Raw genomic sequence first — 17,639 nt, 5'->3', positions numbered from 1 at the left:
CGCATGAGCGAGACGATCGAGTTCCAGGCCGAGGCCCGTCAGCTGCTCCAGTTGATGATCCACTCGATCTACTCCGACAAGGACGTCTTCCTCCGCGAGCTGATCTCCAACGCCTCGGACGCGCTGGACAAGCTGCGCCTGGAGTCCTACCGCGACAAGGATCTCGAGGTCGACACCGCCGACCTGCACATCGAGCTGGTGCCGGACGCCGGGGCGCGCACGCTGACCGTGCGGGACAACGGCATCGGCATGACGCGCGACGAGGTCGTCGACCTCATCGGGACGATCGCGAAGTCGGGCACCGCCGAGATGCTCGCCCAGCTGCGCGAGGCCCAGGACGAGAAGGCCGAGGACCTCATCGGCCAGTTCGGCATCGGCTTCTACTCGAGCTTCATGGTCGCCGACCGCGTCGAGATGGTGACGCGGAAGGCCGGCGCCGCCGAGGGCGTGCACTGGGAGTCGACGGGGGAGGGCACCTACACCCTCGAGACCGTCGCGGACGCCCCGCAGGGCACGGCGATCACGCTGCACCTCAAGCCCGAGGACGCCGAGGACAGCCTCCACGACTACGCGCAGCCCGAGACGGTCCGCCGCATCGTCAAGCGGTACTCGGACTTCATCACCTGGCCGATCCGCCTGCTCACGGGTGAGGAGGACGCCGACACCGAGCCGGTCAACTCCCGCAAGGCGCTGTGGGCGCGGCCGGCGTCGGAGGTCACCGACGAGGAGCTCACCGAGTTCTACCGCCACGTCAGCCACGACTGGCAGGAGCCGCTGGAGACGCTGCGGCTCTCCGGCGAGGGCACGTTCGAGTACCAGGGCCTGCTGTTCCTGCCCGCGCACGCGCCGATGGACCTTTTCATGCGCGAGGCGCGCCGCGGCGTGCAGCTCTACGTCAAGCGCGTGTTCGTCATGGACGACTGCGAGGCGCTGGTCCCCGAGTACCTGCGCTTCGTCAAGGGCGTCGTGGACGCCGCGGACCTCTCGCTCAACGTCTCCCGCGAGATCCTCCAGCAGGACCGCCAGATCCAGGCGATCCGCAAGCGGCTGGTCCGCAAGGTGCTGCAGACGATCACCGCCCTGCAGGGCGACGAGCCGGAGAAGTACCGCACGTTCTGGTCGGAGCTGGGCCGGGCCTTCAAGGAGGGCCTGATCACCGACCCGGACAACCGGGAGGCCATCCTCACCGCGAGCTCGTTCGCGTCGACCCACTCGCCCGACGAGGAGACCACGCTCCGGGTCTACAAGGAGCGCATGCCCGAGGGCCAGGACGCGATCTACTACCTCACCGGCTCCACCCGCGCGAGCATCGAGAACTCCCCGCACATCGAGGCGTTCCGCGCCAAGGGTTACGAGGTCCTGCTGCTCACCGACCAGGTCGACGAGGTCTGGACGGACACGGTCACCGAGTACGACGGCACGCCGCTGGCCTCGATCGCCAAGGGCGACGTCGACCTCGGCGCCGACGACGAGAAGCCCGAGGGCTTCGAGGGCCTGCTGACCTGGATGGGCACCGAGCTCGCCGACGACGTCAAGGAGGTCCGGCTCTCGTCGCGGCTGACGACGTCGCCGGCCTGCCTCGTCGGCGACCCGGGCGACCTCTCGCCGATGCTGGAGAAGATGTACCGGGCGATGGGCCAGGAACCACCGGTGACGAAGCGGATCCTCGAGCTCAACCCGCAGCACGCCCTGGTCGCGGGCCTGCGGGACAAGCAGGACGCCGGCGACGCCGACCCGGACGTCGCCCGCCTGCTCTACGGCATGGCGCTGCTGGCCGAGGGCGGCGAGCTCAAGGAGCCCACGACGTTCGTCAACACGCTGGCCGAGCGTCTGCAGAAGACCCTCTGATGGCGGACCCCGTGCTGCTGGGCGTCGACAGCTTCGTCGCCCGGGTCACCGACCCCGACACCGAGCGGGAGATCGGCCCCGAGGAGCGCTTCGAGCACCTCCTCGAGGAGATCGCGCTCGCCGACCGCGTCGGCCTGCACTCCTACGGCATCGGCGAGCACCACCGCAGCGAGTACTACGACGCCGCGCCGCCGGTGATCCTCGCGGCCGCGGCCGCGCGCACCGAGCAGATCCGGCTGCGCAGCGCGGTCACGGTGCTCAGCGCCGCCGACCCGGTGCGGGTGTTCCAGGAGTTCGCGACGATCGACCTGATCTCGCGGGGGAGGGTCGACCTGGTCGTCGGGCGCGGCTCGTTCACCGAGGCGTTCCCGCTGTTCGGACTCGCCTTCGAGGATTACGACGATCTCTTCACCGAGAAGCTCGACCTGCTCCTGAGGATCAACGAGTCGCCGGTCGTGACGTGGTCCGGGAAGCACCGCCCGGCCCTGCAGGACCAGCCCGTCTACCCGCGACCGGCCCAGGAGCGGCTGCCGATCTGGGTCGGCGTCGGCGGCACCCCGGAGTCGTTCGCGCGCGCCGGGCTGCTCGGGCTGCCGCTCATGGTTGCGATCATCGGCGGCGAGCCGCGGCGGTTCGCCCCCCTGATCGACCTCTACCGGCGGGCCGGCGAGCACGCCGGGCACCCGCCGGAGGCGCTGCGGGTGGGGCTGCACTGCTTCGGCTTCGTCGGCGACGACGTCGCCAAGGCCACGAACGCCTTCTACCCGGGCTGGCACGAGATGTTCACGACCGTCGCCGCCGAGCGCGGCGGGATGCCCCCGACGCGCGGGGCGTTCGACGCCATGCGCGGCCCCGACGGCGCGTTCTTCGTCGGCGACCCGGAGACGGTCGCCGAGAAGGTGCTGCGGGTGTCCGAGCAGCTCGGCGGCGTCGAGCGGATCAACCTGCAGATGACCAACCCGCGGCTGCGGCACGCCGACCTGCTGCACTCCATCGAGCTGCTGGGCACCGAGGTGGCGCCGATCGTGGAGAAGGCCGGGGAGACGGGGTAGTCCCGTGACGGTCCGGGTCGCCGCCCTGCACATCGCCCCGGAGCGGAAGGCACCGATGGTCGCCGTGTCGTCGATCACGGTCGAGGCCGGCCGCGGCGTCGTCGTCGACCGCTACCACGGCTCGCGTCACCGCCACGTCTCCGTCCAGAGCCGCGACGAGCTCGACGCGGCGTCGGTGACGTTCGGCGCCTCGGTGCCCGAGGGGCTGACACGGCGCACGATCACCCTCGACCACGGCGTCGTGCCCACCGAGCCGGGTGCCCGGCTCACGGTCGGCGACGTCGAGCTCGAGGTGGTCCGCCGGGCCGCGCCGTGCCGGGTGATGGACACCGAGATCGGCGACGGCGCCCGCGCGGCGATGCACGGCCGCGGCGGGGCGATCTGCCGGGCGCTGACGTCGGGCACGGTCGCCGTCGGCGACGCGGTCACCCTCCCGGCGTGACCGTGCAGGGCCCGACGGTGGCGGTGATGCCGTCGTGGTCGGAGTGGGGGAGCACGAATTGGCGCGGGGCCTGCCCGCACCAGCCGTGGCCGACCAGCACGTGGTCGATGCGCAGGAGGAACGCGCGCCACATCGTCACCGACGTCGGGCCCGTCCACCGCGAGCGCATCACGTCGGTGAGCCCGTCGCCGACGAGCAGGCGGTAGTCGCGGGCGCGGTCGGTGGAGTTGAGGTCGCCGGCCACGACCACCGGTCCCGGCTCGGCCGCGGCCTGCGCCGCGAGGTCCTCGACGAGGCGGTGGTGCTCGCCCGGGGTCGTCCAGTAGCCGCCGGAGCCGCTGAACCAGGGCTTCGGGACGTGCATCGCGTAGAGGACGAACGGTGTCGGCGCCGCGACCGCCACCCGCATCCCGGGGAAGCCGGGACCGGGGTCCTGCAGCAGGCGCAGGGGGTAGCGGCTGTACACCCCGACGCTCGGGGTGCTGTCGGCGAACAGGTGGTACGGGTAGCCCGCGGCGACGGCGGCGTCGATCGCGGGGGTGTTCTCGACGACCGCGAGGACCTCGGCCGCGTTGTCTCGCAGCGCCGGCACCGTCGCGGGCGTCGCGGTGACGTTGGCGCTCGCCACGGTCACGCCCGCGCCGGGGCGCACCGGGGCCGCGTCCTCGGGGGTCCACGGGGCGAGGGTGGCCAGGGCGGCCGCGAGCAGCACCGACACCGCGGGCACCAGGCCGCGCCGACCGAGGACCGCCAGGGCGGCCACCGCCAGGACCACCGCCAGCACCGGCAGCACGATCGCGACGACGTCGCCGACCACGCCGAGCCCGTCGCGCAGCAGCCACCACGTCCACGGCAGGGCGGCGAGCAGCAGGACGAGCGTCCAGGACGCCCGGACCCGGCGGCGTGCCGGCGGTGCGATCGTGCCCCGCTCCACGTCCGGCCCTCCCCGGGCCCCGGTCTGGCACGGCCCGCCGCGACCGTACCGAGGGCGGCGCCGCGACCGGGTGAGGTCGGGCCGTGGCTCACGCCACCTCGAGCGCCACCTCGAGCACCCCGAACACCGCACCGGCGGGGTCGGTGAGCGTGGCCCGCCGACCGTCCGCGGTGACGACCGACCCGCCGGCCTCCCGCGCGGCGGCGACCGCCGCGGCGACGTCGGCGACGGCGAAGACCGCGAGCCAGTGGGGGAGTGCGTCGCCCGCGAGCCCGATCCCCGCGACCGGGCCGCCGCCCGCGTGGCACACGAGGCGCCCGTCGGCGTCGGCGTCGGCGACCTGCCAGCCGAGCAGCTCGCGGTAGAAGGTGCGCGTGGTCCCGGGCTCGGCGGAGGCGGCCTCGGCCCAGCAGAGACGGCCGGGCGCCGGTGCGAGCACGGGGTCGTCGGACTCCCACAGCCCGACGACGGCCCCGCCCGCGTCGAGCGCGACGAGCAGGCGGCCGCCGGCGAGGTCGTCGTCGGGGCCGTGCAGCACCTGCCCGCCCAGCTCCTCGAGGGCGTCCGCGGCCGCGTCGACGTCGTCGACGGCGAGGTAGAGCGTCCAGGCCGGTGGCGCGGTCGCTCCGGGCGAGCCGAGCGCGGCCACGGGGATCCGGTCGTGGTGGACGGTGCGGTGCTGGTGGTCCGCGCCGATGTCGTCGCCGAGGGTCCACCCGAGCACCGCGCCGTAGAACGCGATCACCGCGTCCGGGTCGGCGTCGCCGACGTCGAGCTCGGCCCAGCAGGGGATGCCGTCCAGGCGCGTCACGGCGCCAGTCTGCGAGGCCCGGCCGGCGGGGCACAACCGGTCGCGGCGCGGCCGCGTCGCCGGGTCCGGGCTAGCGTCGGGGCCGTGGTCGCCCGCCGCCGGTTCCTCGCCGGGTCGGCGGCCGCGCTCGGGGCCCTGGCCCTGGCGGCGACCGGTGCGCGCGCGGGCGGTGTCGCGGCGGCCACCGGGGTCGTCGACGTGCGCGCCTTCGGGGCGGCCGGCGACGGCACCACGCGCGACACCGCCGCGATCCAGGCCGCGGTCGACGCGGCGGCGTCCGCGGGCGGGGGCACGGTGCTGCTCGGCCCGGGCCGGTTCCTCGCGGGGACGGTGACCCTGCGCACCGGGGTCTCGCTGCACCTCGCCGCCGGGGCCGTGCTCCTCGGCAGCCCGGACATCGCGGACTACCCGCCGCACGAGCTCGGTGCCCGCGACCTCGACGTCGGCGGCCGGCGCGTGTGGGCCCTGCTGTACGCGGAGGGCGCGGAGCGGATCGGGGTCGAGGGCGCGGGTGTGATCGACGGGAACGGGGCGTTCTTCCCCAAGGTGCCGATCCGCGACCCCGACGTGGCGAGCGGCCCCCGCCCCCGCACGGTGTTCTTCCGGGATTGCCGCGCGGTGACCCTGCGCGACGTGACCCTGCGTGAGTCGGGCATGTGGACCGTCCACCTGGCCCACTGCGACGCGGTGCGGGTCCAGGGGCTGCGCGTCACGAGCACGCTGCACCTCCACCAGGACGGCATCGTCGTCGACAGCTGCCGCGACGCTGTCGTGCGCGACTGCGACGTCGACACCCTCGACGACGCCGTCGTGCTCAAGAGCTCGTTCTCCCGCCCCTGCACCGACGTCGTCGTCAGCGGCTGCGTCGTCCGCTCGCGCTGCGCGGGGATCAAGCTCGGCACGCAGTCGCTGGGCGGGTTCCGCGGCGTGACGGTCGCCGACTGCCTCCTGCACGACTGCCGGCTCGGCGGGCTGAAGCTGCAGACCGTCGACGGCGGCGACCTCGAGGACGTGACGGTGCGCGACCTCACGATGCGCGACGTGGCCGCCCCGCTCGCGATCCGCCGCGGGGCGCGCGGGTTCGACTACGGGGCCACGGACGTGGCGCGGCCGCGGCCGGTCGGCCGCCTGCGCGGGGTCCGGATCGAGCGGGTGGACGCCACCGTGGCGCCCGGCACGCCGCTCGCGGGCGCCACGTCCAGCGTCGCGGGTCTCCCCGGGCTCCCCGTCGAGGACGTGGTCCTCGCCGACGTGCACGTCACCGTCCCGGGCGGCGGCTCGGTCGCGGACGCGGCCCGGCGCGACCCGCCCGAGGAGGCCCGGGCGTACCCGGAGCACACGATGTTCGGTGTGCTGCCCGCGTCCGGGCTGTGGGCCCGGCACGCCGCGCGCCTCACGCTGCGCGGGGTGCGGATCGAGCTCACCGGGCCCGACGCCCGACCGGCCGTGGTCGTCGACGACGTCGAGGGCCTGGCGCTCGACCGGACGGATCCCGCGGGGATCGACCTGGTCGACAGGGGTGTCCGAGGGGGGACTTGAACCCCCACGCCCTACTAGGGCACTAGCACCTCAAGCTAGCGCGTCTGCCATTCCGCCACTCGGACCTGCGAGAAGACAGCGTAGACGACGCCGCGCAGCCCGATCACGGTGGGTGGCAGGATGCCGCGCATGGGTCGTGCCGAGGACGAGGTCGTGCAGCTGACCAGCGAGCTCATCCAGATCGACAGCCAGAACACCGGGGAGCTCGACACCACCACCGGCGAGGCGGAGGCCGCCCGGTACGTCGACGAGAAGCTGCGGGAGGTCGGGTTCGACACCGAGGTCGTCGAGTCCGGCGCGCCGCACCGCCAGAACGTCTTCGCGCGGCTGAAGGGCGCCGATCCCTCGCGTCCGGCGTTGCTCGTGCACGGACACCTCGACGTCGTGCCCTTCGCGGCCGACGAGTGGTCGGTCCACCCGCTGTCGGGGTCCGTGCAGGACGGCTACGTCTGGGGCCGCGGCGCGGTCGACATGAAGGACATGGACGCGATGATCCTGGCGCTCGCGCGCCAGTTCGCCGCCGAGGGCACGGTGCCACCGCGCGACCTCGTGTTCGCGTTCCTCGCCGACGAGGAGGCCGGCGGCGCCTACGGGTCGCACTGGCTGGCCGAGCACCGCCCGGACCTGTTCGACGGGTGCACCGAGGCGCTCGGCGAGGTCGGCGGCTTCTCGGTGACGCTGGGCGAGGACGTGCGCGTCTACCCGGTGATGACGGCCGAGAAGTCGATCGCCTGGATGAAGCTGCGGGTCCGGTCGCGGCCGGGCCACGGGTCGATGATCCACGACGAGAACGCGGTGACGATCCTCTCCGAGGCCGTCGCCCGGCTCGGGCGGCACCGCTTCCCGCTCGTGCTCTCCGAGTCGGTGCAGGGCTTCTTCGACGAGATCACCCAGCTGACCGGCATCGAGTTCCCCACCGACTCGGCGGCCGCGCTCGACGGCGCCGTCGCCAAGCTCGGTGGGGTCGCCCGCGTCGTCGGGGCCACCACCCGCGACACCGCCAACCCGACGATGCTGCAGGCCGGCTACAAGGCCAACGTCATCCCCTCGGTGGCCGAGGCGACCGTCGACTGCCGGGTGCTGCCCGGGCGGCAGGAGGCGTTCGAGCGCGAGCTCGACGAGCTGCTCGGCCCGGACGTCGAGCGCGAGTGGATCCGCAACCTCGAGGCCGTCGAGACGCCGTTCTCCGGCGACCTCGTCGACGTCATCACCCGCGCGGTGCAGGAGGAGGACCCGCAGGCGCACACGCTGCCCTACATGATGTCGGGCGGCACCGACGCCAAGGCGTTCGTCAAGCTCGGCATGCGGTGCTTCGGCTTCGCGCCGCTGCGGCTGCCCCCGGACCTCGACTTCACCGCGCTCTTCCACGGCATCGACGAGCGGGTGCCGGTCGACGCGCTGCGCTTTGGCACGCGGGTCCTCGAGCGCATCCTCCTCCGCACCTGATGCGCGCCTGGAGTGTGCCGCGGCACGGCCCGTTCGCCCGGGTCCTCGAGGTCGCCGACGTCCCGCGGCCCGAACCGGCGGCGGGGCAGACCCGCGTGCGGGTGGCGGCCGCGGCGCTGAACTTCGCCGACATCCTGCACATCGCGGGCGAGTACCAGGAGCGGACGCCGCCGCCGTTCACGCCGGGCCTGGAGGTCGCCGGCGTGACCGACGACGGCCGCCGGGTGTTCGGTCCGGTGGCGCTGCCGCACGGCGGGTTCGCCGAGGAGGCGGTGCTGCGCACGACGTGGCCCTGGCCCGAGGGGATGTCCGCGGCGCAGGCCGCCGGCTTCTTCGTCGCCTACCAGACGGGCTGGTGCGCCCTGCACCACCGCACGACGCTCGCCGCGGGGGAGACGTTGCTCGTCCTCGCGGCGGCGGGCGGGGTCGGCGCCGCCGCGGTGCAGCTCGGCGTCGCCGCCGGGGCCCGGGTGATCGCCGTGGTCGGCGACGCGGAGAAGGAGGCGGTGGCCCGGACGGCGGGGGCGCACGAGGTGCTCGTCGCCCCCGGGGACCTGGTCGCGGCCGTCCGCGAGCTCACCGACGGCCGCGGCGCCGACGTCGTGTACGACCCGGTCGGCGGGGACGGCTTCGACGCCGCGCGGCGGGTGGTGGCCTGGGAGGGCCGGCTGCTCGTCATCGGCTTCGCGGGCGGCCGGATCGCCGAGGCCCCCACCAACCACGCGCTGGTGAAGAACTACGGCGTGATCGGGGTGCACTGGTCGGCCTACCAGCAGCGGGCGCCCGAGCTGGTCGCCGCCTGGCAGCGCGAGATCGAGGCGCTGTGGGAGCGGCAGGCCATCGACCCGCTCGTGGGCGCCGAGTACGCCTTCGACGACCTCCCGGACGCCCTCGCCGCGCTCGAGGCCCGGCAGACCACCGGCCGCGTGGTGCTGCTCGCGCCGTAGGACGCCGCCCGGCATATAGTTGTCGCTAGCTAACGACTATGGCCGGGAGGCGTCGTGACGGGTGAGAAGCCGGTCGGCGAGGGCTACAAGTGGGTGGCGCTGTCCAACACCACGCTCGGCGTCCTCATCGTCACGATCAACATGTCGATCCTGCTGATCGCGCTGCCGGACATCTTCAAGGGCATCGACATCAGCCCGCTGGCGCCCGGCAACATCAGCTACCTGCTGTGGCTGATCATGGGCTACCTCGTGGTCACGGCGGTGCTCGTCGTGAGCTTCGGCCGCGTGGGGGACATGTACGGCCGCACCCGCATGTACAACCTCGGGTTCGCGGTGTTCACCGTCTTCTCGATCCTGCTCGCCGTCACGTGGCTGCACGGCGACGCGGGCGCGCTGTGGCTGATCACCATGCGCGTGCTGCAGGGCATCGGCGGCGCGCTGCTGCTGGCCAACTCGACGGCGATCCTCACCGACGCGTTCCCCACCCACCAGCGCGGGCTCGCCCTGGGCATCAACTCCGTCGCCGCCATCGCCGGGTCGTTCATCGGGCTGATCGTCGGCGGCGTGCTGGCGCCGGTGAGCTGGCACCTCGTGTTCGTCGTGTCGGTGCCGATCGGGGTGTTCGGCACCGTCTGGGCCTACCTCAAGCTTCGCGAGGCCGGCGAGCGGCACGCGGCGCGGATCGACTGGTGGGGCAACGTCACCTTCGCCGTCGGCCTGGTCGCCGTGCTCATGGGCATCACCTACGGCATCCAGCCCTACGGCGGGCACGTCATGGGCTGGACGAGTCCGACGGTGCTCACGCTGATCATCGGCGGGGTCGTGGTGCTCGCGGTGTTCGCCGTCGTCGAGACCCGCGTGACCGACCCGATGTTCCACCTGTCGCTGTTCCGCATCCGCGCGTTCACCGCCGGCAACGTCGCGAGCCTGCTCGCCGCCCTCGGGCGCGGCGGGCTGCAGTTCATCCTCATCATCTGGCTCCAGGGCATCTGGCTGCCCCAGCACGGCTACGACTACGAGTCCACGCCGCTGTGGGCCGGCATCTACATGGTTCCCCTGACCATCGGCTTCCTCGTCGCCGGACCGCTGTCGGGCATCCTCTCCGACCGCTACGGCGCCCGGAGCTTCGCGACGATCGGCATGGTCGTCGCCGCGGGGAGCTTCCTCGCGCTGAAGTTCCTCCCGGTCGACTTCGCCTACGCGGGCTTCGCCGTCGTCCTCGCGGTCAACGGCCTGGCCATGGGCCTGTTCTCCTCGCCCAACCGGGCCGCGATCATGAACAGCGTCCCGCCGCGGCAGCGCGGCGCCGCGGCCGGCATGACCTCGACCTTCCAGAACTCCGCGACCGTGCTCTCGATCGGCATCTTCTTCTCGATGCTCATCCTGGGCCTGTCGACGACGCTGCCCTCGTCGCTGTTCACCGGCCTCACCCAGCACGGCGTGCCCGCCGACGTCGCCGGGCGGGTCGCGGAGCTGCCGCCGGTGAGCACGCTGTTCGCCGCGCTGCTGGGCTACAACCCGATCGAGACCCTGCTCGGCCCCCAGGTCCTCGCACAGATCGGGCCGGACCAGGCCGCCTACCTCACCGGACGCAGCTTCTTCCCCCAGCTGATCAGCGGCCCGTTCGCCGACGGGCTGACCTTCGCGCTCGTGTTCGCCGCGATCTGCTGCCTCGTCGCCGCGCTGGGCTCGCTGCTGCGCGGCGGGAAGTACGCGTACGACGAGGGCGCGGCCCGGGAGACCGAGGCCGTGGCGACCGTCCCCGAGGAGCCGGCCACCGGCGTGCGCGGCCACGTCCTGGCACCCGGCGGCGAGGGCGTGCACGCCGTGGTGACGCTCGTCGACCCGGACGGCCGCGAGGCCGCCCGCGCGCTGACCGACGACGACGGCGGCTTCCACCTCGCGCCGCGCGAGGGGACCTACCTGCTCGTGGCCACGCCGCGGGACGGCGCCGTGGGCACGTACGGCCCGCGGGCGGACCGGGTGGCGGTCGACGGCGGGCCGCAGGCGCTGGACCTGGTGCTGCAGGTCCGGCGGGGGAGCTAGGTCGCCAGGCCCGCCACCAGCGAGCGGGACAGCCGGCGGCGCAGCCACACCTTCCGGGTGCCGTCCGCGTAGAGCAGCGTCCGGGCGAGCTCCCACCCGCCGAACTCCGCGCGGATGCCGAGCTGGACCGTGGCCGAGATGCGGGTGACGTCCGGTGGAAGGCGTACCGGCTGGTACTCCCAGTCGCCCTCCACCACCGGTGCCCCGACGACGGCACCCCCGTCGCCACCACCAGCGTCGTTCACGAGCCGACCACCTCCGAGACACCTGACGGAGCCAGACCACCGTACGCACACGGCGACGTGCCGCGCACGTGTCGCGGGCGGTCGTCCGGGCTGGATCGGATCACTCCCAGGGCGGGAGGTCCGGCTCCTGGTCCTCGTCGTCGGGCAGGGCCGGGGAGCTGACGTCGTCGAGCGCCCCGCGGATCGCCGGGGGCAGCACGAGCTCCTCGGCGGCCAGCGAGCCCAGGAGCTGGGCGCCGTCGCGGGCGCCGACGACGGGGGCGACGACCCCGGGCCGGTCCCGGACCCAGGCCAGCGCGACGGCCAGCGGCGACGTCCCCAGCCCGTGGGCGGCGGTGACGACGGCCTGGACGATGCGGGCCGTGCGCTCGGTGCGGTGGCGGCCGACGTAGCCCGCGAGGTGCTCCGAGGCCCCGCGCGAGTCGGCGGGCACGCCCTCCCGGTACTTCCCGGTCAGCACCCCGCGGCCCAGCGGGCCCCAGGGCAGCAGGCCCAGCCCGTGGTGCTCGGCGGCGGGCAGCACCTCGGTCTCCACCGCGCGGTCCAGCAGCGAGTACTCCGACTGCACCGACACCAGCGGCAGCGACGTCAGGCTCTGGCGGGTGGCGGCCGAGGCGAGCTGCCAGCCCGCGTAGTTCGCCACCCCGGCGTAGCGGGCCCGCCCGGTGGTCAGCGCCACGTCGACCGCGGCGAGGGTCTCGTCGAGGGGCACGTCGTCGTCCCAGGCGTGGAGCTGCCAGAGGTCGACGTAGTCGGTGTTGAGGCGGTCCAGGGAGTCGTCCAGGGCCGCGAGCAGCGCCGCCCGCGACGCCCCGCCGCCGAACGGGCCGTCCTCGCGGCGGGCCCCGGCCTTCGTCGCGACCACGACCTCGCTGCGCGGGATCACGTCGTCGAACAGGCCGCCGAGGATCCGCTCGGCCTCGCCGCCGGCGTAGACGTCGGCCGTGTCGACGAGCGTGCCCCCGGCGTCGAGGAACGCCAGCAGCGCGGCGCCCGCCTCGTCGGCGTCGGTGTCCCGGCCCCAGCTCATCGTGCCCAGGGCGAGCCGCGAGACGCGCAGCCCGCTGGCGCCCAGGCGTCGCTGTTCCACGGGCGCCGAGCTTACGAAGCCGCCGCGGCCACCTCCGAGGGGGAGGCGGGGTCGCACGCTGCGTGGACTACCGTCCGGCGCCGTGACGGTGGGCGCTCCCATGGGATGGCTCGAGGCGATCGTCCTCGGCATCGTGCAGGGACTGACGGAGTTCCTGCCGGTCTCGTCGTCGGCGCACCTGCGGATCACCTCGGCGTTCTTCTTCGGCAACGACGCCGGCGCCGCGTTCACCGCGGTGACGCAGCTCGGCACCGAGACCGCCGTGCTCATCTACTTCTTCTCCGACATCTGGCGGCTGCTGCGGGCCTGGTTCGTCGGGCTCGTGCGCCGCGAGGAGCGCAACTACGACTACAAGCTCGCCTGGTACGTGATCCTCGGCTCGATCCCGATCGGCGTGCTCGGCCTCGCGTTCGAGAGCGCGATCAAGGGCCCGGCCCGCAACCTGTACCTCAACGGCACCGTGCTCGTCGTGTTCGGCCTGGTCCTGGCCGCCGCCGAGCGCTACGGCCGCCAGCGCCGCGGGCCCGACCAGCTGACGCTGCGCGACGGCCTGGTCATGGGCTGCGCGCAGGCGATGGCGCTGATCCCCGGCGTGTCCCGCTCCGGCGGCACGATCTCGGCCGGCCTGTTCCTCGGCCTCGAGCGCGCCGTCGCCGTGCGGTTCTCGTTCCTGCTCGCCCTGCCCGCGGTGTTCGCCTCCGGGCTCACCCAGATCCCCGACATCCTCGACCCGGGCGCCGCCGACGTGCAGGGCAGCCTCGTCGTGGTGCCGAGCATCCCGCAGATGATCGTGGCGACGCTCGTCGCCTTCGCGCTGGGCTACGCCTCGATCGCCTGGCTGCTGCGCTTCGTCGAGAACCACACGATCTACGTCTTCGTCTGGTACCGGGTGATCCTCGGGCTCATCGTGCTGCTCGCCGTGAGCAACGGCGTGGTCCCGGCCACGTGAGGACCCGCGCGTAGGGTCGTGTCGTGACGACGGTGATCCTGCTCCGGCACGGCCGGTCGACGGCCAACGTCTCGGGCGTGCTCGCCGGTCGCAGCCCCGGGGTCGGTCTCGACGACCACGGGCGCGCCCAGGCCGAGAAGCTCGTCGACCGCCTGGCCGAGCTGCCCCTGGCGGCCGCGGTGACCTCCCCGCTGCAGCGCTGCCGCGAGACGCTCGCGCCGCTGCTGGAGGCCCGCGGCCTCGAGCCGACCGTCGAGGAGGACCTCTCCGAGGTCGACTACGGCGACTGGACCGGCCGCAAGCTCGGCGAGCTCGGCAAGGAGGACCTCTGGAAGGTCGTCCAGGCCCACCCGTCGGCCGCGGTGTTCCCCGGCGGCGAGGGGCTGGCCGGCATGCAGGCCCGCGCCGTCGCGGCCATCCGCCGCCAGGCCGCCCGGATCGGGGCCGAGCACGGCGACAAGGCCCTGTGGGTCGCGTGCAGCCACGGTGACGTGATCAAGGCCGCGGTGGCCGACGCGCTCGGTCTGCACCTCGACTCGTTCCAGCGGATCGTCATCGACCCCTGCTCCGTCAGCGTCATCAGCTACACGCCGACCCGGCCGTTCGTCGTCCGCGTGAACGACACCGGCGGGGACCTGTCGTCGCTGGTCCCGAAGCCGGAGGAGGAGAAGGACGGCGAGGACGCGGCCGCCGCGGCCGAGGACGCCGTCCCCGCGGAGGCCACCGTCGGGGGATCGACGGGAGTAGCATGAGCACACCGCCGACGCCCGGAGCCGCGAGGCTCCTCCGGCGGCGCGCCGACTGCCGTCCTACGATCAAGGAAAGTCCTACGATCGAGAAGTCATGCCCAGGGTGATCCACGTCTTCCGCCAGCCCGACCGGTTCGTCGCCGGCACCGTCGGGCAGCCCGGTGAACGCTCCTTCTACCTGCAGGCCACGGAGCAGGCGCGCAAGGTGAGCGTGCTGCTGGAGAAGCAGCAGGTCTCGGTGCTCTCCGAGCGGATCGGCACCCTGCTCGAGGAGGTCTCGCGGCGCTTCGGCGCCGACGTGCCCGTCACCGTCCCCGAGGACGAGGTCGACACCTCGCCGCTCGAGGTCCCGGTGGAGGAGGAGTTCCGGGTCGGCACGATGGGCCTGGGCTGGGACGCCGAGTCCCGCAACGTGGTGGTCGAGCTGCTCGCGGTCACCGAGGAGGAGGTCGACGAGTCCGTCGTCCTCGACGACACCGACGAGGGGCCGGACGCGCTGCGCGTGTTCCTCTCGCCGGCCGGGGCGCGCGCGTTCGCGACCCGTGCGGAGCGCGTCGTCTCCGCCGGCCGCCGCCTGTGCCCGCTGTGCACCCAGCCGCTCGACGCCGCGGGCCACGTGTGCCCCCGGCAGAACGGCTACCGACGCGTCGCCACCCCCGAGTAGGCGCGTGGACCCGGAGACGGACGAGGCCCGCGACGACCTGGAGCTGCTGCTCCACGGCCGCATCGAGGTCGAGGGGCGCCTGACGGAGGCCTCCAACACCACGCTGTTCTGCTCGATCGCCGCGGACGGGGTCGAGGAGCACTGCGTCTACAAGCCGGTGCGCGGCGAGCGCCCGCTGTGGGACTTCCCCGACGGCACGCTCGCCGGCCGCGAGGTGGCCACGTACCTGGTCAGCGAGGCCGCCGGGTTCCACGTCGTGCCCACCACGGTGCTGCGCGACGGCCCGTTCGGGCCGGGCATGGTGCAGCGCTGGATCGAGACCGACGACGAGCGCGAGCTGGTCGACATCCTCGCGCCGAAGGACGTCTCGCGGGAGTGGCGCACGGTGCTGCGCGCCCGGGGGATGGACGGCGACCCGGCGCTGCTGGTGCACCGCGACGACCCCGCGCTGCGGCGGATGGCGGCCCTCGACGTCGTGGTCAACAACGCCGACCGCAAGGGCGGGCACGTCCTCGCGGGCGTCGACGGCGGCGTCTACGGCGTCGACCACGGCATCTGCCTGCACCGCGAGGAGAAGCTGCGCACGGTGCTGTGGGGCTGGACCGGCGAACCGCTGACCGACGACGTCGTCGAGGGCCTGCGCCGCCTGCGGGCCGCGCTCTCGCCCGGCAACGGCGCCGGGCTGAACGAGACGCTGCACGACCACCTCACCCGCGCCGAGGTCACGGCCCTGCGCTCGCGGGTCTCGCGGCTGCTCGACGCCGGTGAGCTGCCCGCGCCCGGGGGGCGCTGGCCCGCCATCCCGTGGCCGGCGTTCTGACCGTCGTCCCCCCGCGCCGCTCCGGGCGCGCCCTGGTCGTCTGGGGCGTCGCCGTCGTGGCCTACGTCGTCGCCGTGCTCGGGCGCTCGTCGCTCGCGGCGACCGGCGTCACCGCCGCCGAGCGCTTCGGCGTCTCGTCGGGCGTCCTGTCTCTGCTCGCGGTGCTGCAGCTGGCCGTCTACGCCGCCCTGCAGATCCCGGCCGGCGTGCTCGTCGACCGCGTCGGGCCGCGGCGGGTGATCGCCGGCGGGGCGGTGCTCGTCGCCGCCGGCCAGGCCGTCCTCGCGCTCGCGGCCCCGTTCTGGCTGGCCGTGGCCGGGCGGATGCTCGTGGGCGCCGGCGACGCGGTGACGTTCGTCAGCGTCCTGCGCCTCATCCCGTCCTGGTTCCCCGCCCGGCGGGTGCCGGTGCTCAACCAGCTCGCTGGCATCCTCGGCCAGCTCGGTCAGGTCGTCTCGGCGGTGCCCCTCGCCGCGCTCGTCGCCGGCGCGGGCTGGACGCCGGCCTACCTCGCGGCGGGCGGGACGGCCGTGCTGACGGCGGTCCTCGTGCTCGCCGTGGTGCGCGACGGTCCGGCCGGGGTGGGGCCGCCACCGACCGGTGGCGTCGCCGGCGGGCTCGGCGCCGCCCTGCGGGAGCCCGGCGTGCGGCTCGCGTTCTGGTGCCACCTGGCGTCGCCGTTCCCGGGCAACGTCTTCGGGCTGCTGTGGGGCTTCCCGTTCCTCACCGGCGGCGAGGGCCTCGGGGGCGGCACCGCCCGCGGCCTGCTCGCGCTCTACGTGGCGGCCGGCATCGCGATCGGCCCGCTCCTGGGCACGCTGGCCGGGCGGTTCCCGGCACGCCGGGTCCGGCTGATCGTGCTCAGCGTCGTCGCCCAGGCCGCGTCCTGGGTCGTGGTCCTCGCCTGGCCCGGCCCGGCGCCCCTGGTGCTGCTCGCGCTGCACGTCGTGGTGCTCGGCGGCGGCGGGCCGGCGTCGCTCGTGGCGTTCGACATCGCCCGCGCCGCCGTGCCGCCGAGCCGGATCGGGCGCGCCTCGGGGATCGTCAACGTCGGCGGCTTCGTCTCGACGATCACCGTGGTCCTGCTCGTGGGCCTGGCCCTCGACCTGCAGGGCGCCGGCACCCCCGACGCGTACACGCTCGCCGCCTTCCGCGTCGCCATGGCCGTGCAGATCCCGGTGTGGCTGGTGGCGCTGGTCGGGGTCGCGCGGGCCTCCCGCCGCGTGCGGTCTCAGTCGGCCGCGGACGGGAACACCGGCGCCCGCTTCTCGCGCAGCGCGGTGTAGCCCTCGACGACGTCCGGGCCCAGGAAGGTCAGCATCTCGTAGGCCGCGGACTGGTCGAAGGTCGGCCCGGCGCTGCGCAGCCAGTTGTTGAGGCTCTTCTTCGTCAGCCGGATCGCCTGCTGGGCCCCCGACCCGAGGGTGTCCGCGACGCGCAGGGCCTCGTCGAGCACCTGGTCGCGGGGCAGGGCCTTCGCGACCATCCCCAGGCGCTCGGCCTCCGCGCCGGTGACCATCTCGCCGGTCAGCAGGTAGTACCGCGCCTTGGCCATGCCCGCGAGCAGCGGCCAGATGATCGCCGCGTGGTCGCCGGCCGCCACCCCGAGCTTGACGTGCCCGTCGCCGAGCTTGGCGTCCTCGGCGGCGATGGCGACGTCGGCGAGCAGGGCGACGACCACCCCGGCGCCGACGGCGACCCCGTTGATCGCCGAGACGATCGGCTTCTCGCAGTCGATGATGTTGTAGACCAGCTCCGACATCTCGCGCAGCATGTGGTGCACGCGGTCGTAGTCGCCGGCGATGCGCTCGACCATCGCGAGGTCGCCGCCGGCGGAGAACGCCCGGCCGGCGCCGGTGATCACCGCGACGCGGGTGTCCGGGTCGCTGTTGACGTCCCGCCACACCCGCGCCAGCTCGCCGTGCATCTGCTCGTCGGCGGCGTTGTACTTGTCCGGCCGGTCGATGGTGATCAGCAGGACGCCGTGGTCACGGCGCTCGAAGGTCAGCTGGTGGTAGTCGTCGAACGGCACGTCGGGGCCTCTCCGGTGGGTGGGG

General features: G+C 74.1%; 17 protein-coding genes and 1 tRNA gene. 12 read left to right on the top strand and 6 right to left on the bottom strand.

The genetic code is table 11. The annotated features are described in order from the left end of the window. The first annotated feature begins 3 nt into the window (after positions 1-3). From htpG to ABD994_RS07405, 3 genes are read left to right on the top strand one after another with little or no spacing between them, the layout of a single operon-like run. Positions 4-1,848: a molecular chaperone HtpG gene (gene htpG / locus ABD994_RS07415; protein ID WP_345412416.1), complete on the top strand. Its 1,845-nt coding sequence runs from the start codon at positions 4-6 to the stop codon at positions 1,846-1,848. After that, positions 1,848-2,900, top strand: a complete 1,053-nt coding sequence (locus ABD994_RS07410; protein WP_345412414.1) for an Atu2307/SP_0267 family LLM class monooxygenase — start codon at positions 1,848-1,850, stop codon at positions 2,898-2,900. The genes htpG and ABD994_RS07410 overlap by 1 nt, the downstream gene beginning before the upstream one ends. 4 nt (positions 2,901-2,904) lie before the next feature. Next, positions 2,905-3,342: an MOSC domain-containing protein gene (locus ABD994_RS07405; RefSeq protein ID WP_345412412.1), complete on the top strand. Its 438-nt coding sequence runs from the start codon at positions 2,905-2,907 to the stop codon at positions 3,340-3,342. Here ABD994_RS07405 and ABD994_RS07400 read toward each other — a convergent pair. Together ABD994_RS07400 and ABD994_RS07395 are read right to left on the bottom strand one after the other, a co-directional pair. Continuing rightward, positions 3,326-4,276, bottom strand: a complete 951-nt coding sequence (locus ABD994_RS07400) for an endonuclease/exonuclease/phosphatase family protein (protein ID WP_345412410.1) — start codon at positions 4,274-4,276, stop codon at positions 3,326-3,328. The genes ABD994_RS07405 and ABD994_RS07400 overlap by 17 nt on opposite strands. An 88-nt stretch (positions 4,277-4,364) precedes the next feature. Next, a complete protein-coding gene (locus tag ABD994_RS07395) occupies positions 4,365-5,087 on the bottom strand; it encodes a VOC family protein (protein WP_345412408.1) in 723 nt (240 codons plus the stop codon). A gap of 84 nt (positions 5,088-5,171) precedes the next feature. On the opposite strand from ABD994_RS07395, the gene ABD994_RS07390 reads away from it, so the two are divergent. Beyond that, positions 5,172-6,626 (top strand): glycoside hydrolase family 28 protein, encoded by a 1,455-nt coding sequence (locus ABD994_RS07390; protein WP_345412406.1) that lies wholly within the window; start codon positions 5,172-5,174, stop codon positions 6,624-6,626. Here ABD994_RS07390 and ABD994_RS07385 read toward each other — a convergent pair. Continuing rightward, positions 6,608-6,691, bottom strand: a tRNA-Leu gene (locus ABD994_RS07385). The two genes, ABD994_RS07390 and ABD994_RS07385, sit on opposite strands and share 19 nt — an antisense overlap. Positions 6,692-6,755: 64 nt before the next feature. Between ABD994_RS07385 and ABD994_RS07380 the strand changes: the two genes are divergently transcribed. The 3 genes from ABD994_RS07380 to ABD994_RS07370 are packed head-to-tail and all read left to right on the top strand — an operon-like array spanning position 6,756 to position 11,065. Continuing rightward, on the top strand, positions 6,756-8,072 hold the full coding sequence (locus ABD994_RS07380; RefSeq protein WP_345412405.1) for a M20/M25/M40 family metallo-hydrolase: 1,317 nt from the start codon (positions 6,756-6,758) through the stop codon (positions 8,070-8,072). After that, positions 8,072-9,019: an NADPH:quinone oxidoreductase family protein gene (locus ABD994_RS07375; protein WP_345412403.1), complete on the top strand. Its 948-nt coding sequence runs from the start codon at positions 8,072-8,074 to the stop codon at positions 9,017-9,019. Before ABD994_RS07380 ends, ABD994_RS07375 begins: the two co-directional genes overlap by 1 nt. Before the next feature lie 54 nt (positions 9,020-9,073). Next, a complete protein-coding gene (locus ABD994_RS07370; RefSeq protein WP_345412401.1) occupies positions 9,074-11,065 on the top strand; it encodes an MFS transporter in 1,992 nt (663 codons plus the stop codon). On the opposite strand, the gene ABD994_RS07365 is transcribed toward ABD994_RS07370, so the two are convergent. Together ABD994_RS07365 and ABD994_RS07360 are read right to left on the bottom strand one after the other, a co-directional pair. Continuing rightward, on the bottom strand, positions 11,062-11,310 hold the full coding sequence (locus ABD994_RS07365; RefSeq protein ID WP_345412399.1) for a DUF5703 family protein: 249 nt from the start codon (positions 11,308-11,310) through the stop codon (positions 11,062-11,064). The two genes, ABD994_RS07370 and ABD994_RS07365, sit on opposite strands and share 4 nt — an antisense overlap. Positions 11,311-11,410: 100 nt before the next feature. Beyond that, positions 11,411-12,400, bottom strand: a complete 990-nt coding sequence (locus ABD994_RS07360) for an aldo/keto reductase (RefSeq protein ID WP_345412397.1) — start codon at positions 12,398-12,400, stop codon at positions 11,411-11,413. A 100-nt stretch (positions 12,401-12,500) separates the two neighbouring features. On the opposite strand from ABD994_RS07360, the gene ABD994_RS07355 reads away from it, so the two are divergent. From ABD994_RS07355 to ABD994_RS07335, 5 genes are all read left to right on the top strand, one after another. Next, positions 12,501-13,349 (top strand): undecaprenyl-diphosphate phosphatase, encoded by an 849-nt coding sequence (locus ABD994_RS07355; protein ID WP_345412477.1) that lies wholly within the window; start codon positions 12,501-12,503, stop codon positions 13,347-13,349. A 23-nt stretch (positions 13,350-13,372) separates the two neighbouring features. Then, entirely contained in the window at positions 13,373-14,101 is a 729-nt protein-coding gene (locus tag ABD994_RS07350) for a histidine phosphatase family protein (protein ID WP_345412395.1), read from the top strand. A gap of 91 nt (positions 14,102-14,192) precedes the next feature. Next, positions 14,193-14,762 (top strand): DUF3090 domain-containing protein, encoded by a 570-nt coding sequence (locus ABD994_RS07345; RefSeq protein ID WP_345412392.1) that lies wholly within the window; start codon positions 14,193-14,195, stop codon positions 14,760-14,762. Between the two features lie 4 nt (positions 14,763-14,766). Further along, entirely contained in the window at positions 14,767-15,582 is an 816-nt protein-coding gene (locus ABD994_RS07340; RefSeq protein ID WP_345412390.1) for an SCO1664 family protein, read from the top strand. Then, on the top strand, positions 15,567-16,868 hold the full coding sequence (locus tag ABD994_RS07335) for an MFS transporter (RefSeq protein WP_345412388.1): 1,302 nt from the start codon (positions 15,567-15,569) through the stop codon (positions 16,866-16,868). Before ABD994_RS07340 ends, ABD994_RS07335 begins: the two co-directional genes overlap by 16 nt. On the opposite strand, the gene ABD994_RS07330 is transcribed toward ABD994_RS07335, so the two are convergent. Beyond that, the gene (locus tag ABD994_RS07330) at positions 16,814-17,614 is read right to left on the bottom strand and encodes an enoyl-CoA hydratase/isomerase family protein (protein ID WP_345412386.1); all 801 of its coding nucleotides are present in this window, start codon (positions 17,612-17,614) and stop codon (positions 16,814-16,816) included. The genes ABD994_RS07335 and ABD994_RS07330 overlap by 55 nt on opposite strands. Positions 17,615-17,639: the final 25 nt, after the last annotated feature.

Origin of the sequence: Actinomycetospora chlora, assembly GCF_039542135.1 — a bacterium.
Taxonomy (GTDB): Bacteria; Actinomycetota; Actinomycetes; order Mycobacteriales; family Pseudonocardiaceae; genus Actinomycetospora; species Actinomycetospora chlora.
This window is presented reverse-complemented; position numbering and strand designations above follow the sequence as displayed.

Excerpts from the sequence above, each read along its gene's own strand:
- ABD994_RS07380 (WP_345412405.1), top strand. The coding sequence starts at position 6,756 with ATGGGTCGTGCCGAGGACGAGGTCGTGCAGCTGACCAGCGAGCTCATC.
- htpG (WP_345412416.1), top strand. The coding sequence starts at position 4 with ATGAGCGAGACGATCGAGTTCCAGGCCGAGGCCCGTCAGCTGCTCCAG.
- ABD994_RS07410 (WP_345412414.1), top strand. The coding sequence starts at position 1,848 with ATGGCGGACCCCGTGCTGCTGGGCGTCGACAGCTTCGTCGCCCGGGTC.
- ABD994_RS07345 (WP_345412392.1), top strand. The coding sequence starts at position 14,193 with ATGCCCAGGGTGATCCACGTCTTCCGCCAGCCCGACCGGTTCGTCGCC.
- ABD994_RS07355 (WP_345412477.1), top strand. The coding sequence starts at position 12,501 with ATGGGATGGCTCGAGGCGATCGTCCTCGGCATCGTGCAGGGACTGACG.
- ABD994_RS07375 (WP_345412403.1), top strand. The coding sequence starts at position 8,072 with ATGCGCGCCTGGAGTGTGCCGCGGCACGGCCCGTTCGCCCGGGTCCTC.